This is a genomic window from Hyphomonas sp., assembly GCF_036964145.1.
Classification (GTDB): domain Bacteria; phylum Pseudomonadota; class Alphaproteobacteria; order Caulobacterales; family Hyphomonadaceae; genus Hyphomonas.
Map to the genome: position 1 here is coordinate 271993 of NZ_JBALUC010000002.1, position 15052 is coordinate 287044.

Consider the following 15052-nt stretch of genomic DNA (forward strand, 5'->3'; position numbering starts at 1 on the left):
CAATAGTTTCCCGTACAATGAACTGAGGAGCGGACGATGGGTATTCTGAATGGCAAGGTCGCAATCGTGACAGGTGCTGGCGGAGGGCTTGGCCGGGCCTACGCACTGGCCTTCGCGCGCGAGGGCGCCAAAGTCGTTGTGAACGATTATGGCGTGGCATCCGACGGTGGCGTGTCAATTTCAGCTTCGGCAGACAGGGTGGCAGAAGAAATTCGGGCAGCTGGCGGCGAAGCCGTGGCCAATGCTGCCGATGTCGGCACGGTCGAAGGAGGCGATTCGATTCTTCAATCAGCGATCAATGCATTCGGCGGCGTCGACATCCTGGTCAACAATGCGGGCATTCTGCGCGACCGAACGCTCGCCAAGATGGATGAAAAGGACTGGGATGATGTCATGCACGTACATCTCAAGGGCACGTTCTGCGTGACACGTCCGGTGTTTATCCAGATGAAAACGCAAGCCAGAGGCGGGGTGATTGTGAATACGAGTTCGACCTCAGGGCTGCAAGGCAAATTCGGTCAGGGGAATTATGGTGCAGCCAAAGGCGGTGTCTGGGGGTTTTCCAATACCCTTACCCTGGAAGGCGAACGCTACGGTATCCGTGTATGGACGCTCGCCCCGGCCGCGAACACCCGCCTGACTGAGGCGGTCACCAATGAGGACTACAAGGCCGTCTACACACCCGATAAGGTAGCGGAGGTTGTGCTGTATATGGTGAGTGACCTGTCAGCTCCGCAAACGGGCAAGACGATTGTTGCCGGCGGCGGGATTATCCGGGAAGTAAGACTGGAAAATGGTCCGGGCTATGTCCCTGCCCCGGAGTTCTCGGCTCAGGAGCTCGCTCATGCCGTCGAAACCGGCAAGGTCATGTTCCCCACCCGCCAACCTAAGAGCCTGATGGCGGTCGAGTGAAGTTGGTGCGGGAACTCAGAAGTCCGTCCCCCCATCAATATTGATAATTGCCCCTGTGAGGTAGGCGGCTCGTTCAGAAAGCAGGAAGGCCATGAGGTCCCCGGCCTCAGTGGCCTTTCCGGGGCGGTCAAGCGCGACCGGCATCTTGAAAATCTCTCGCATGAGGATGCGCCTGGCCTCCGCTCTCGATAGTCCGTCAGCCTCCTCGATCTCGGAGAGGCGTGCAGAAACTCGAAGGGTTTCGAAAGCTCCCGGACAGACGCAATTTGCACGTATCCCCTCCGCACCATATGTCTTCGCGACATTCTTGGTCAGGTTGATGACCGCTGCCTTCATCGCCGCATAAGGAAATAAAAAGCTTTTCGCCATGCGGGCTGAATAAGCGGCCGTGGTCACAACCGTTCCACCACCCCCCGCTATCATCAAAGGCACAGTCGCCCGGATCGCGCGCACATGGCCCATCAGTACATCCTGGAAGTTTGCCTCCCAGTCATCATCATCAACATCCTCTAGAGTGCCATTTCGCCCGGTGAGGCCCGTGGTGACAAGCAAGCCGCGCGGGGTGCCCATCGTATCGGCAATGTCTCCGATAACTGCTTCGATAGCGCCCGGTTTCCCGCCATCAGCCACATATCCCGAAGCGCTGATGCCGCAGGTTTTCGACAGACTGGCCGCCGCCGCATCGATATCGGCGCGCGACCGGCTGACAAGGGCAAGTCTGGCTCCATCCGCTGCCAGCACCCGAGCCGCTTCGAAACCCATGCCGCGCGAGCCCCCGAAGACGATATACAATTTGTCTCGCACCCCCAAATCCATCCCCCGCCCCCTTTAATGCGTGTGAATGATGGAAATGTGCAGGGCCGGATCATCCGGAATTTCACCGGCCAATGTCTGGATCGCTTTCTCGACGTCCTGAATGGGTACGCTGTGAGTGTGCATCAGGTGCACCGGATAGCGCCTTTCCTCAACCAGTCGGATGGCTTGCTGGACCCCCCAATGACTTGACGAGAGTGCCCCGATCATCTCGATCTGCTTCATCAAGAGTTCATCGACCGGAAAGGCGGGCATGTCCTTGTGACCCTTGATCCCGCCCAGCACGATGCGGCCGCCATGGCGGACCGCCTTGATCGCATCAGTCACGGGCTGGAAGGCATTTGGCGTCGTGTCGACAACAAGATCCACGCCCCGGCCCGCCGTCAGCTCAGCTATGGCTTCGGCCACATCAGTCTCTTCCGCAATCAGCGAATGCGTCGCCCCGAACTGGCGTGCAATCTCCAGCTTGAAGGCATCGCGCCGAAGTCCTGTAACAATAATTTGCGACGCGCCAGCATCCTTTGCGGCCAGGACGCTGGCCAGGCCTCGCTGACCGCCGCCCAGTATCAGGACAGATTGTCCGACTTGCAGCCTGCCAAGACGCAAGACCCAGTCAAATCCTGCCGCGAACGGATTGAAAAGCAAAGCGTCCTCGACAGATAAATCATCGGCAATACGGTAGAGCTTCGTCAGCGGCGCAATCTCCATATAATTGCCATATCCGCCCCACAGGCCAGACCCGTCACTCAAAGACCGGAAACCGTAATAGAAGGCATCTACGCACTTGGCACCCCGCATGCACGGCGGACACACTCCGCAAGGCGCAAGTCCGTGAACCGCCACGCGGTCACCTTCTGCCAAATCCCAACGCCGGGCGCCTGCAGCATCAAGACTCTGGATTCTTCCGAGAATTTCGTGTCCGGGTATAACAGGGAACGCCCCGATACCTGCCTTTGCCGTGCCGCCCTTGTACTGCTCAATATCGCTGCCGCACATGCCACAACCTTCTACGCGCAAAAGGGCACCGCCTTGGGGGGGGGCATCTGGTACGGGTAGCTCACGGAAGTCAAATGTCCGGTCGGCTATGAGAACCGCTGCCTTCGCCTTCATCATCGTTTCTCGAGCTTAAATCCGGCCTCTTCCCGATCCCAGGTCGCAGGCGTGCAGCCTTCATCACGCAGCACGTATTTCAGCACGCGACCAACCGGGTTGCGTGGCAGGTCCGACCGGAACTCGATATATCGGGGGACTGCAAAATACGGGACACGGTCGGCACACCATTGGCAAAGATCTGCTTCCGAAACAGGATCAGCATCCTCCCTCATCACAAGAGTCGCCTTCACTTCATCTTCGGCAGTTTCTGAAAAGACGGCATGTATGGCGACATCCGAAACCGCAGCATGCTGACGAAATGTCTTTTCCAGCTCGAAGCTGGAGATATTTTCTCCCCGGCGCCGCAAATAATCCTTCTTGCGGTCGACAAAGAAGAAATATCCGTCCTCGTCGAACATGCCAATATCACCTGTATGCAACCACAGGTTCTTCATGACCTTGAGAGTATCTTCAGGTCGCCCCCAATACCCTTCGAACATGATATGCGGCCGGTTGGGTCGGACGATGATTTCGCCCGCCACACCCGGCGGAACCTCTTCATCATTCTCATCAACAATGCGGACCTCAAAATCGGCATTGCGCTTGCCCGACGATCCTGGCTTGGCGTACTCGTCATCGTGCAGGCTGGTGACCACACAGGCTTCCGTCAGGCCGTATACATTCGAGCCGGCGACTTTGACGCCAAACCGTGTTTTCCATTTTTCCTGCAATTCTGGCGAAAAGGGAGACCCCCGAATGGCACGCAGCTGCCCATAGCACCGCTTACTGGCTTCGCTATCAGGCTGATCGGCAATGAAGGACAACATGGAACCCAGCAGATTCACCAGGGTCGCTTTGCTTCGTTCGATTTCATCCCAGAACTTGCTGACGGAAAAGCGGGGATAAAGGGATGCTCGCGCCCCAACCATGGCAGAGGCCAGCACCGTGGACGCCAATGCGTTCAGGTGAAAAAGCGGCAAGGGAGACCAATTAACATCCTCGCTGGTCCGGTTGCCATTTTCGACAGATTGACGCGCCAGGTTGCACACGAAATTATGGCTGACGATACAACCCTTTGAAGGTCCCGTCGTGCCGCCTGTATATATAAGCATCGATATGTCGCTGAATTTATTTTCATCAACGAACTTCGTGTTTTCTCCCAAAACATCGGTATAGCGCCGCACATCCAGGACTTTTGACTCCGGCATCTCGTCACCACGCTGGATCACCACACGCAGATCCGGCAAATCATCTGCGATGAGTTCGATCCGGTCGAGATAGTGCGGTTCGACAAAAACAACCTCGACGCCTGCGTCACCATACTGGTGCCGTAGATATTCCCCCTTATAAGCCGCGTTGACCGGGACGAAGATTGCGCCGAGCTTGTTGACTGCGAACCATATTTCGATGGCTTCGACGCAAGTGTCCATAAGCAGGCCAACCCGGTCGCCGCGTTTCACGCCGAGTTCCTTCAACCCATTCGCAAGCCGGTTGGATTCTCTATCGAGATCTTCGTAAGTGTAGGTGGTGCCCGAGAAATCGAGGAAGATCCGCTGGGCATGTCTTTCTACGGCCTCAGAGAGGACTTTGGTCACGGTTTGGTGAAGTGGTCTCACTTTATCGTTTCTGTGTAACACTTGGGATTCCTTGCATCGGATGTATGCCTTCCGGTCGGGAGGGAGGGATGTTCAAGCCGCAGGACAGGCCCGGACAAGCTGCATCATTCGAAGCAAGCCGCGAAAAATCACTGATGTCCGGCGGTTTCCGGCCTCTGGCTCAGGTAGTTGACAGCATTTTCTTCACATCGCCGGATGTCACTGGCTTGCCCCGTTCTAGCCGAGGTGCCAGCCCCCCCATGCCGACCCGTTCCTCCACATTGACACCTTTCTGACGCGCGAGTTCCCGTAATGCACCGACCGTGCAGTTCTCGCGACCGCCCATGCCCTCAAAGGGCGCAAAGCTGAAATCCCGATTGGCATTGAGGTGTGTAATCTTGTCGATTTCATCCTTGGGAAGGTCTTTGACAGCGTCCCAGAGCATTTCGGGCGCATATGGCCACTGTGTATCCGAGTGAGGATAGTCGCATTCCCAAGTAATGTTATCGATGCCGATCTCATGGCGATTCTTGATTCCGAAATCATCCTCGATGAAACAGGTGATGAAGTGACGGCGGAAGATTTCTGTCGGGCTAAGACCCCCTAGATTGAGGTTCGTCCACTGACCATGCTGGCGTACCGTGCACTCTGCCCGCTCAAGGAAGTACGGCACCCAGCCGATGCTGCCTTCGGACAGCGCTAATTTCAATTTTGGATGATCTTTCCAAAATGACGCGAAGAGCCAGTCAGCCGCGGAATTGGCAATGGATATAGGCATGGACGTGATCCAGGCACTGATGGGCGAGAGGTCTGACGCATGGTCTGCTGATGCGCCCGTACCGATATGGGCGCAAATAACGACATTGGCCTCTTCGCAAGCTGACCAGAGTGGCTCCCAATAAGGGTCATGAAGGCTGGGCAGACCAATCAGCGCCGGGTTGTCGGTAAAGCTGATGGCGTGTACGCCGAGCTTCACCATGCGATCGAGTTCTGCCAGCGTAAGCTTGATATCCCACAAGGGCAGCAGCGCGAGTGGGATGATCCGATCCGGATATGGCCCAGCCCATTCATGCATGTGCCAGTCATTGTAGGCCTGGATTGTCGCAAGAGCGAGCGCCTTGTCTTCCTGGCGCATGAAACGGACGCCAGAAAATCCCGGAAACTGGGCAAAATTCAATGAACCGAGAACGCCGTTTGCATTCATGTCATCAATGCGGGCGTGAATGTCGAAACAGCCCTTCCGGAGATGATCGAAGGACATCGGCTCGTAGCCGTATTCTGTTTTGGGGCGCCCGACGACGGCATTCAGGCCCAGCCCGGTGACTTTCTTGTCCTCGATCACCCAGGCCTGCCCATGCTCCGTCTTCACGACGCGTGGCGCGCGATCTTTGAACTTCTCGGGCATGTGCCGCTCGAACATGTCAGCAGGCTCGCAAACATGGTCATCCACGCTCACCAAAATCATGTCGTTCATTTCCATCGATTCAATCTCCCTTAGCCTGCGCTCAGTCAGCGGCTGTTTTGTGACGCACCATCACTTATCATGTCGCTACCTGTTTGCACATCTTGCGATTTCACATAGCGTTCGCATTTCCCTCGCGCAGCGATGCGAATAGACTCCCGGAATCGCGCGGGTTCGCATCAATCCGTTTCCGGGGCGGATTGCCCGTCAGACGCATCGTGCGCCGCGTTTTCAATTGCGACTGCATTTCGCAGTCTCCGCGTGGCCAGGACAAGCAATAGAACTCCGGTGCCGCCTACCACCGTCGCTGTTGTGGCAATGCCCTCGCCGATATATGCCTCCCCGCCATAGAGATCCGCCAGAACCGCCACAATGAGCGGCGCACCCCCTATTGCGAACAGGCCGACGAAGCAGGTCTGAATGGCCACGAGTCGCCCGTGCAGGGCCGACGGCGCAAAAAGCTGTACGGCCGTTACGAGCGGACCGAAACTACTCGCTGTGAACCATGCCACGGAATAGAGCACGATAAACCATTGTTCGCTTTTCAGAAGAAAGGCCGCAATGATGAAGGGAACACCGATCAGCGTGGCAAAGGTGAAGACGCGGTAGGCCGCGTCATTATATCCTTTTCGATAATAGCGATCGCAGATATAGCCCCAGAAGATATTGCCCAGCCCGCCGGCAGCTGAGCCTGCCGCGAGCGTCCAGCCAATGCGCTCATGCGACCAGCCAAACGTGCGCCCCAGAAATGCAGGACTCCATGTAATTAATGAATAGGCGAGCACTGCAAGCAGCGCGACGGCTAGAACATGGGCAGTTACAAGGCCGGGATTCTTTGCCAGGAAAGCGGTAAAGCTGACCTCCTTGGCCGCCTTGGCTTTGGCCTCCGCTGCTGCCTGCTGCTCAGCTGAGCGATGCTTTCGAGTACGCGGCAGGAAAAAGGCCAGAAAGGCCAATGCAATGCCGGGCAGCCCGGTACAGAGAAACGCTCCCTGCCAGCCCTCTATCTCACCGATGATCGGCAGACTGATTGAACCGAGACGCGTCAGCGCTCCAATAAGCATGCCGCCAAATATCAGTGTCAGCACGGCGCCAATATTCGCCCCTGCATGATACACACCGTTCGCGAATGCCAGTCGGTCCCTGGGAAAGGTGGCGGCCAAAAGCGCATAGGCAGCTGGCGGCAGGAACGCCTCGCCGAGCCCAACGCCCCCTCGAGCAATGAACAGCGTTCCGAAATCGTTCGCCAAGCCCGAAAATGCTGCAAAAAAAGACCAGAAGGCAACCGCTAGAAAGAGGACTGTCCTGATCTCGAAACGGTCGACACACCAGCCCGCAATGAGCACGCCGGTTATATACATTGAGGAAAAGGCAATCCCATTCAGTACGCCAAGCTGCACGTCACTCAGCGCGAGATTAGCCCCGATCGGATCGACGAGGAGTGAAAACATCTGCTTGTCCGCAAAGGACATGAGATAGAGGACAATGAGAACACTAATTGTGACGATCGCAACAGCCGAGATTGGAGACTTCGCTCGCTCCGGCTGGGGGACAGCCCGGGCGCTTTTTTCGGGAATGACGGCGTCGGACATCGGCTTTCCTATCGGATATCTGAGATTTTCGAGATGCGCTGGACCGCTTCTGGCAATGGCGATCTTGACGTCTCTGCGACAGCAGCATTGCTGGCATGTGGGTTGAAGGGGTTATCGCGCGCGCGCCGGCACCAAAAAGTCATTAATGCGACTCAGGGTGCCAGCGCGGCCTTGTCAGGGATGCAATTTGAACTGGCGCATGTCGATGTCGGTTCTATCGTGCGCCAAAACGATAGCGGACTTCGAGACCATACGTCGCCGGGTCCCCTGTATAGCCGATATTGTATCCAAGGTTGGTGTCGAAGGCGAGGAAGCCGGTATAGTATTCCTCATCAAGCATGTTCTTTCCGAACGCAGAAATTTCAAGGCCATAATCATCCAGATCGTAGGAGATACGGGCTTCGAGCAGGCCGAAACCTTCCTGCGTGACCGTATTCGTATTGATCGCTTCCGAGCGGAACTCGACGTCGTCGCGCCACCGCCATGCACCAAAAATGCTAAGGTCATTTCCACCGACTGGTACCGTATATTTTGCAGTCAGGGAGTATTGCAGATCCGGTATCGCAAATTTCTCATTTGTCCGGTCTCCCAGAAGCGCATCCTGCCATTCATCATAGGCAGCATCCACATAGCTGAGAGATCCGCTCAATGCGAGATTGTCTGTAGGTACCAGCCAGGCCTCCACTTCGCCGCCAAAGACACGACCTTCGGCCGCATTGGTTACAAAAGTCGCCAGGTTGTTGTTACGACTTACTGTCGTGCTGCGCTGAATGTTTTTATAGTCCGTATAGAACGTTGCCGCATTCACGCGCAGTCGCCCGTCAGCCAAGTCGCTCTTGAAGCCTATCTCATACTCAGTCGCTTCTTCTGGCTCGAAAGGCGAGAACGTCACGGGGTCGCTGCTGCCTCGTACATTGTTGCCCCCTGCCCGGAAGCTGCTGGCGAGTTTCGCATACATGAGCAAGTCGGGATGTGGCTGCCAGTCCAGGCTCAACAGATAGGATGGTTGCGCAGCGTCCGTATTGAACGTCGCCCTGCATGTGCCAGGCGTGTCCAGGAGCTCTGTCGGGAGCACACAGCCTCCACCATTGGCGTTTCGACTGATGACTTCCTGTTCAGTTTCGGAATAGCGTATACCGCCGGTTACCCGGATCTGCTCCGTTAATTCGTATTCCGCCTGGGCAAAGATGGACAGGTTTTCATTCGTCGCCGAGAAAGCCGTCATGCTCGGACTGTTCGGATTGATAGCCGTCAATTGCGGGGTCGTGCTCCCCTCTCTGCCGTCTTCATAATTATAGAATGCGCCCACGATCCAGAACAGGCGATCATCGACATCATCGATGATGTGAAACTCCTGTGTGAAACTACCCGCATAGGAGAAATTGTTCGGGCGCAGAAGGTCAAATTGTGTCTGGGCATAATCCTGCACGTCATTGCGGCTGGTGTCGCGATAGCCGGTAATGGAGCGCAGCACCACAGAACCCACATCCACTTTCAGGTCTGAGGAGGCTCCCCAGAGCTCGAGATGCCCCGACACCGGTGTCGCACCATTTGACTCGTAAAACCCGCCTGTATTCATGGCGGAATCAACGAATGCATTATAGGCAGCCGTTATCCCTTCGGGCGTTCCCGGCAGGCCAAGCTCGACCCGGGTCGCCGTAATCACCGAATTGAGGGCATTTCCTAGTCGCAGCGTGTCAGGGTCAATGGCCAGATCATTGACATGGACGACATTGATGACCGATCCGGTCGTCTCGGATTCAGTCCAGTCAGCGGTGGCGAGCCACTCGATATTGCTCGACGGTTCCCAGAGCATAGAAACCCTCGCCGCCGTGTCATTGGTCTCGCCAAGATTCTGACCAAGCGCATTCTGACCAATACCATCATTCTGGGCGGACTTGCCCGCCACCCGGATTGCCATCTTGTCCGCGATCACCGGCAGCGTGACAGCACCGGATACCTCGACGGTATTCAGATTTCCGACAATGGAGTCCACATATCCGCTTACGCCCTCAAAATCGGGACGTTTCGAATAGACCAGCACGGCTCCACCCGTGGTATTCTTGCCAAAGAGGGTGCCTTGAGGCCCCTTGAGCACCTCAATCCGGCCCACATCAAACAATGCAGCCCGCAAGCCGATTTGCCGTGGCCGGCTGATTTCATCAACATAGACGGCAACAGACGGATCGGTCGTCAGCAGAGTATCTGCCTGGGTCTGCCCTCGTATTCCGACATTCGCTGCGCTCGGTCCTCCGGGACCACTTGCCAGGTAGAGGGATGGCGCAAAGCCTTGCAGATCTCGAATATTCGAGATCGCAGAATCGGCCAGGACTGTTTCATCAATCACCGTGATAGCAAGCGGCACATCCTGAACGCTTTCATCGACCCGACGCGCCGTGACGGTCACCGTGCCCAGCTTTCTCGACGAATCTTCTTCCGTAGCTGCCGAAGGTACGGCATCTTGGGCCATGGCGGGTAGCGCGGACGAGATTGCCGCAACCGAGACCGAGGTCAGAGCACCTATTAAAATCGAAACCTTTTTCATCATTCCTCCCCGTAGTACCTTTTTGGTATCTATTTTTGTTTGTTATCCATTTATCGCTTGCCCCTCGCCAGGAAAGACAAGTCGCGAATGTGATTATGAGTCACGATAAAAACTATGCCTACCAACTCAGGGACAGCGAAAGTCCGTGAATCGATGTGTTTCTGTCCATAGTGTGTCTCGATTTAACACAAGCATCAGCAAGTTGGGGACAGAACTCAGATTCGAAATGCATTATTTTCTTTTTATATCCGGGTCTTAGCGGGATGTATACCGCGCGGTTTTGGCGCCTCTCCAAGCTGGATCCTAGAGACGTTTCATGCTTGATCCGCAGCAATCAGGGACACTTACACCTAAGATTCCTCCTGACCGTACAGACAAAATTGCTTTCACAAATCACACGGGGGAGAAGCGGCATGGAGCAGTACTGCTTTATCATCATCACTGTCGGGCCGGACGAAGAAGATGACGATTATCGCGCCTGGTATGAATGCCAGCACATGCCGGATGTTCTGGACGTTCCGGGATTTGTCTCAGCACAACGGTTTCGTCTGCAGGAAGAGCCAGAGAACATGCGACGTTATCTGACTCTCTTCGAGATAGAGACAGATGACATTGAAAAATCCATGAGAACATTGCGCCAGCGTGCGGGCACCTCGCTCATGCCCCTGATGAAGGGCGCCGGTCAACAGACAGCCCAGAGAATGGTCGGGCGAGCCGTCATGCCAAAATTGACCAATACGCCTTAATCCCATCGCATGAGGATGCCGGGTGTCGAGTCGAGGCGCTTCCTGGCCTGGCTCACCATTCCTGGTATCAAGCTGGGCTAAGGATTTGGAGATGAGGCCGGACAGGAGATTGAGGACAAAAGGGATTACTGCTCGTCTGTGGCAAGTTGAAACTCAACCTGTTCGCAGGGAAGTCCTGAGGCGTCTGGATTGATAGTCTGTATACTAGCAGCACAGCGCCTACTTCTTATTGAATGGCGTGATGCGTACATAGTGGAATCTGAGCGCCCTTGGCCTAGGCAAGCGCCAGTACACCCGTCAAAATATGACGCACAAGATCAACCTGTCCGCGAGCACCCGTCTTTGCGTAGATTTTTTTTGAGTAATTGCGCGCGGTCTCAACTGTCAGACCACAGGATTCTGCGGCCTCGACAATCGATTTTCCCTGGGTCATTGCCCAAGCTAGCCGAGCCTCGCTATCCGTCAGATTAAACACATCGCAGAGCTGTGCGCATCTGTTTGCAGTGGACTGGCGATCCCCACGAAAATAGATTACCCCCACCGCCCTGGTATCACCTGTAAGTGCCCGGACGCGGAGCGGAGAGACGAGTATGTCGAGCCAGGGGTCCTGACTTAGATTGATCGCCCGTGGCAGGGCACGCGAGTTCCCGGCGAATTTCCGTAGAAGGTCAGTGAGTTGTCGATCAACGGATGGCGAGGATGGCGTCAACCGGTTGTACGGTCCCCGTCGGAAGATGCGGGATTGTTGCAACAGACGTTCCGCCTGTTCGTCGAGATCGACAATGCCGCCATGGGCGTCGACTGAAATCCAACCGAAATTCATCCGGCTGAATATATCTGCGTTGAGAGATGACCGGGTACGTTCACGCTCGAGGGTCGCAAGCACCCGAAGTGCCACCCGCAAATGAGGCGTCAGGGCAGAAAACAGATTGCCGACTTCCGCGCCAAGATACCGCTCTCCAGCGAGCACCAGCCAGGCATCCAATCCGCTTTGCTCCCGCAATCGCATCGCGCGCATGCTGGTGACATCCAAAGGCACGAGGACATTCGTACGAAAGGCCCGCTCTGCCTCGCCTCCCGCCTCAACTAACTCATCCAGACTGTAAACGCGCCCTTCCCTCATAGGTCGAGTTCGGAATGGACCGTTGTCGCAGGCCTGCGCGAAGAGCTTTTCAAACTGGACCGGCATCGGAAAAGCACTTTCTATCAGGCTCACCAAATCCCGACCATCAGACGACCGAAGAAACAATCCGGCGAAATCGGCGTCAGCGGAATCGCATAGTCGCCTGAGAAATGTCTGCCACATCGGTTGCTCGAATACACCTTCATGCAAGGGCACAAGCAATTCGGTTTCGCCTAGAACGGGAACTCGCATAAAATTTTGTACCACCTCCCATTTGGGAGGTCCATACTGCAACTTGCCCGCTAACCTGATCCTGAAAATGGATAGGATGGAAATGACCAGACACGCAAATCTCACACACCTGCAGCGTCTCGAAGCTGAAGCCATGCATATCATCTGCGAAGTCGTTGCCGAAAGCGAAAGACCCGTGATGCTCTATTCGGTCGGCAAGGATAGCGCCGTGATGCTGCACCTCGCCCGCAAGGCATTCTACCCGTCACCGCCCCCCTTTCCCCTGCTGCACGTTGATACGACCTGGAAGTTCAAGGCGATGTACGAGCTTCGCGACACTATGGCTGAGCAAGCCGGTATGGATCTTATCGTTTACCAGAACCCTGAAGCGGCGGAGCGTGGAATCAATCCCTTCGACCACGGCCCGCTTCACACCGATATGTGGAAGACTGAAGGCCTGAAGCAGGCTCTTAACAAACATCAATTCGATGCTGCCTTCGGAGGTGCACGCCGCGACGAGGAAAAAAGCCGCGCAAAAGAACGTATTTTGTCCTTCCGCACCGCTTCGCATGGCTGGGACCCCAAGACTCAGCGTCCAGAACTCTGGAACACATATAATGCGAAAAAGAAGAAGGGTGAAAGCATCCGTGTCTTCCCCATCAGTAACTGGACCGAACTGGATGTCTGGCAATATATTCAACTGGAAAACATCCCCATCGTTCCACTCTATTTCGCCGCCATACGCCCGACCGTAGAACGTGACGGGATGCTGATTATGGTCGATGACGACCGGTTCCCGCTCAAGGAGGATGAAGCGCCCAGGATGCGGTCAATCCGTTTCCGCACGCTTGGCTGTTACCCGCTCACCGGCGCGGTGGAGAGTGAGGCCTCGAGCCTTGCCGAAGTGATCCAAGAAACCCTGCTGACAACGACCAGTGAGCGCCAAGGCCGCTCCATTGACCAAGACGAACAGGGCACTGGAATGGAGAAGAAAAAGCAGGAGGGATACTTCTAATGGCCGACCAGCCAAGCAAAGCAGTGGTTTACAAGACTGAGGCCCTTATTGCCGATAACATCGACGCCTATCTGGATCAGCACCAGCACAAGACAATGCTGCGCTTTATCACATGTGGCAGCGTTGATGATGGCAAGTCCACATTGATCGGTCGCCTGCTTTATGACTCCAAGATGATCTTCGAAGATCAACTTGCTGCACTTGAGCAGGACAGCAAACGTTCTGGTACGCAGGGAGAGAATATCGATTTTGCACTCTTGGTGGATGGTCTCGCTGCAGAACGAGAGCAAGGCATAACGATCGATGTCGCCTATCGGTTTTTCAACACCGAGAGGCGCAAGTTTATTGTGGCCGACTGTCCGGGACATGAACAGTACACACGCAATATGGTAACTGGCGCCTCAACCGCTGACCTCGCCGTGATTTTGGTCGATGCACGCAAGGGTATTCTCGTGCAGACACGCCGTCATTCTTATTTGTGCCACCTGCTTGGTATCCGCCACCTAGTCTTGGCTGTGAACAAGATGGATCTCGTCGATTATAGTCAGGAAACATTCGAAATGATTGTGGCCGACTATGCCAAATTCGCGAAAACGATCGGCATCGACAGTTTTGTTGCAATACCGATTTCCGGTTTTAAAGGCGACAATATCACTGCCGCTCCATCCAAGAATACAGCATGGTATCATGGCCCGGCTCTGATCGATCATCTCGAATCTGTTCAGATCGATCTGGACTTCGTCCGGGAACAACCATTCCGCATGCCGGTCCAACTGGTCAAGCGCCCTGATCTTGATTTCCGGGGTTTCTCGGGTCTGATTGCATCAGGCACAGTCAAGCCAGGCGATTTGATACGTGTCTTGCCCTCTGGGAAGACAAGTTCCATACAATCCATTGTCACCTTTGCTGGCGTCCTTGACGAAGCTGTGGCTGGTCAACATGTCACACTCACGCTGACTGAGGAGATCGAGTGCTCGCGGGGAAGCGTTCTGGCAACAGCAGACAACTCTCCCCAAGTTGCGGACCAATTTGAGGCAACCGTCATCTGGCTTAGTGACGAAGACCTGCATGTCGGGCGCAGCTACTGGCTCAAACTGGGTACACAGACCGTTTCAGCCTCGGTAATGCAACCGAAGTATGAAGTTGATGTCAACACGATGGAGCATCTCGCTGCCAAGACACTGTCATTGAACGAGATAGGGGTTGCGGAAATACTGACGGACAAGTCGGTCGTATTCGAGCCATACGCAGAAAACCGGATGCTCGGCGGCTTCATTCTGATTGACAAGGTGACGAATGCAACAGTTGGGGCTGGCATGCTGCATTTCAGCCTGCGCCGCTCCCAGAATGTGCATTGGCAGCCGACAACCATCACCCGAGCAGATCACGCCGCGATGAAAAACCAGACTCCCCGTGTACTGTGGTTCACGGGATTGTCCGGGTCTGGGAAGTCCACCATCGCCAATGAGGTGGAACAGCGCCTCAATCTGATGAACCGTCACACATTCCTTCTCGATGGTGACAATGTCCGCCACGGGTTGAACAAGGATCTCGGCTTCGCTGAGGCTGACCGCATTGAGAATATCCGTCGTGTCGGCGAGGTCACGAAACTGATGGCTGAGGCAGGACTCATCGTTCTGACTGCCTTTATCAGCCCCTTCCGCGCAGAGCGACGAATGGTGAGAGACATGCTCGCAGAGCATGAATTTATCGAGATCTTCGTCGACACGCCAATTGAGATTGCTGAAAAACGCGATGTAAAGGGCCTGTACAAGAAAGCGCGGGAAGGCAAACTCAAGAACTTCACCGGTATCGACAGCCCCTATGAACCCCCGGAAAATCCGGAAATCCGTGTGAACACGGTCGACATGTCGGCCGGAGAGGCCGCCAGTCATATCATTCGCAGCATCCTTCCCCTAAAGTGAA

11 protein-coding genes are annotated in these 15052 nt (G+C 55.3%); 4 read left to right on the plus strand and 7 right to left on the minus strand.

The annotated features are described in order from the left end of the window. Positions 1-36: 36 nt before the first annotated feature. Positions 37-912 (plus strand): SDR family NAD(P)-dependent oxidoreductase, encoded by an 876-nt coding sequence (locus V7660_RS06350; RefSeq protein WP_335602285.1) that lies wholly within the window; start codon positions 37-39, stop codon positions 910-912. Positions 913-927: 15 nt separating this feature from the next. Here V7660_RS06350 and V7660_RS06355 read toward each other — a convergent pair whose 3' ends face one another. The 6 genes from V7660_RS06355 to V7660_RS06380 form a co-directional block, all read right to left on the minus strand. Continuing rightward, the gene (locus tag V7660_RS06355) at positions 928-1716 is read right to left on the minus strand and encodes an SDR family NAD(P)-dependent oxidoreductase (RefSeq protein WP_335602286.1); all 789 of its coding nucleotides are present in this window, start codon (positions 1714-1716) and stop codon (positions 928-930) included. A gap of 24 nt (positions 1717-1740) precedes the next feature. After that, positions 1741-2838, minus strand: a complete 1098-nt coding sequence (locus V7660_RS06360) for a zinc-dependent alcohol dehydrogenase (RefSeq protein WP_335602287.1) — start codon at positions 2836-2838, stop codon at positions 1741-1743. Then, positions 2835-4412 carry an AMP-binding protein gene (locus V7660_RS06365; protein ID WP_335602288.1) on the minus strand — a complete coding sequence of 526 codons (1578 nt, stop codon included), beginning with the start codon at positions 4410-4412 and terminating at the stop codon, positions 2835-2837. The genes V7660_RS06360 and V7660_RS06365 overlap by 4 nt, the downstream gene beginning before the upstream one ends. Before the next feature lie 181 nt (positions 4413-4593). Continuing rightward, entirely contained in the window at positions 4594-5892 is a 1299-nt protein-coding gene (locus V7660_RS06370; RefSeq protein ID WP_348211764.1) for an amidohydrolase family protein, read from the minus strand. A gap of 161 nt (positions 5893-6053) precedes the next feature. Further along, on the minus strand, positions 6054-7466 hold the full coding sequence (locus V7660_RS06375; RefSeq protein ID WP_335602290.1) for an MFS transporter: 1413 nt from the start codon (positions 7464-7466) through the stop codon (positions 6054-6056). Positions 7467-7680: 214 nt separating this feature from the next. Next, complete coding sequence (locus tag V7660_RS06380) at positions 7681-10014, minus strand: TonB-dependent receptor (RefSeq protein WP_335602291.1); 2334 nt, start codon at positions 10012-10014, stop codon at positions 7681-7683. A 410-nt stretch (positions 10015-10424) separates the two neighbouring features. Here V7660_RS06380 and V7660_RS06385 point away from each other — a divergent pair, with 410 nt between their 5' ends. After that, the gene (locus V7660_RS06385) at positions 10425-10757 is read left to right on the plus strand and encodes a hypothetical protein (RefSeq protein ID WP_335602292.1); all 333 of its coding nucleotides are present in this window, start codon (positions 10425-10427) and stop codon (positions 10755-10757) included. Positions 10758-11031: 274 nt separating this feature from the next. Here the strand turns inward: V7660_RS06385 and V7660_RS06390 are convergent, their stop codons facing one another. Then, positions 11032-12132 (minus strand): helix-turn-helix transcriptional regulator, encoded by a 1101-nt coding sequence (locus tag V7660_RS06390; RefSeq protein ID WP_335602293.1) that lies wholly within the window; start codon positions 12130-12132, stop codon positions 11032-11034. Positions 12133-12208: 76 nt separating this feature from the next. Here V7660_RS06390 and cysD point away from each other — a divergent pair, with 76 nt between their 5' ends. Both cysD and cysN read left to right on the plus strand, forming a co-directional pair. Next, on the plus strand, positions 12209-13126 hold the full coding sequence (gene cysD / locus V7660_RS06395; RefSeq protein ID WP_348211843.1) for a sulfate adenylyltransferase subunit CysD: 918 nt from the start codon (positions 12209-12211) through the stop codon (positions 13124-13126). Next, complete coding sequence (gene cysN, locus V7660_RS06400; RefSeq protein ID WP_335602294.1) at positions 13126-15051, plus strand: sulfate adenylyltransferase subunit CysN; 1926 nt, start codon at positions 13126-13128, stop codon at positions 15049-15051. The genes cysD and cysN overlap by 1 nt, the downstream gene beginning before the upstream one ends. The last annotated feature ends 1 nt before the right edge of the window (position 15052 follow it).

What these genes read in the sequence shown, in the direction of transcription:
- V7660_RS06380 (WP_335602291.1), bottom strand. Translation starts at nt 10,014, where the DNA reads ATGATGAAAAAGGTTTCGATTTTAATAGGTGCTCTGACCTCGGTCTCG.
- V7660_RS06385 (WP_335602292.1), top strand. Translation starts at nt 10,425, where the DNA reads ATGGAGCAGTACTGCTTTATCATCATCACTGTCGGGCCGGACGAAGAA.
- cysD (WP_348211843.1), top strand. Translation starts at nt 12,209, where the DNA reads ATGGAAATGACCAGACACGCAAATCTCACACACCTGCAGCGTCTCGAA.
- V7660_RS06390 (WP_335602293.1), bottom strand. Translation starts at nt 12,132, where the DNA reads ATGCGAGTTCCCGTTCTAGGCGAAACCGAATTGCTTGTGCCCTTGCAT.
- V7660_RS06360 (WP_335602287.1), bottom strand. Translation starts at nt 2,838, where the DNA reads ATGATGAAGGCGAAGGCAGCGGTTCTCATAGCCGACCGGACATTTGAC.
- V7660_RS06370 (WP_348211764.1), bottom strand. Translation starts at nt 5,892, where the DNA reads ATGGAAATGAACGACATGATTTTGGTGAGCGTGGATGACCATGTTTGC.
- cysN (WP_335602294.1), top strand. Translation starts at nt 13,126, where the DNA reads ATGGCCGACCAGCCAAGCAAAGCAGTGGTTTACAAGACTGAGGCCCTT.
- V7660_RS06350 (WP_335602285.1), top strand. Translation starts at nt 37, where the DNA reads ATGGGTATTCTGAATGGCAAGGTCGCAATCGTGACAGGTGCTGGCGGA.
- V7660_RS06375 (WP_335602290.1), bottom strand. Translation starts at nt 7,466, where the DNA reads ATGTCCGACGCCGTCATTCCCGAAAAAAGCGCCCGGGCTGTCCCCCAG.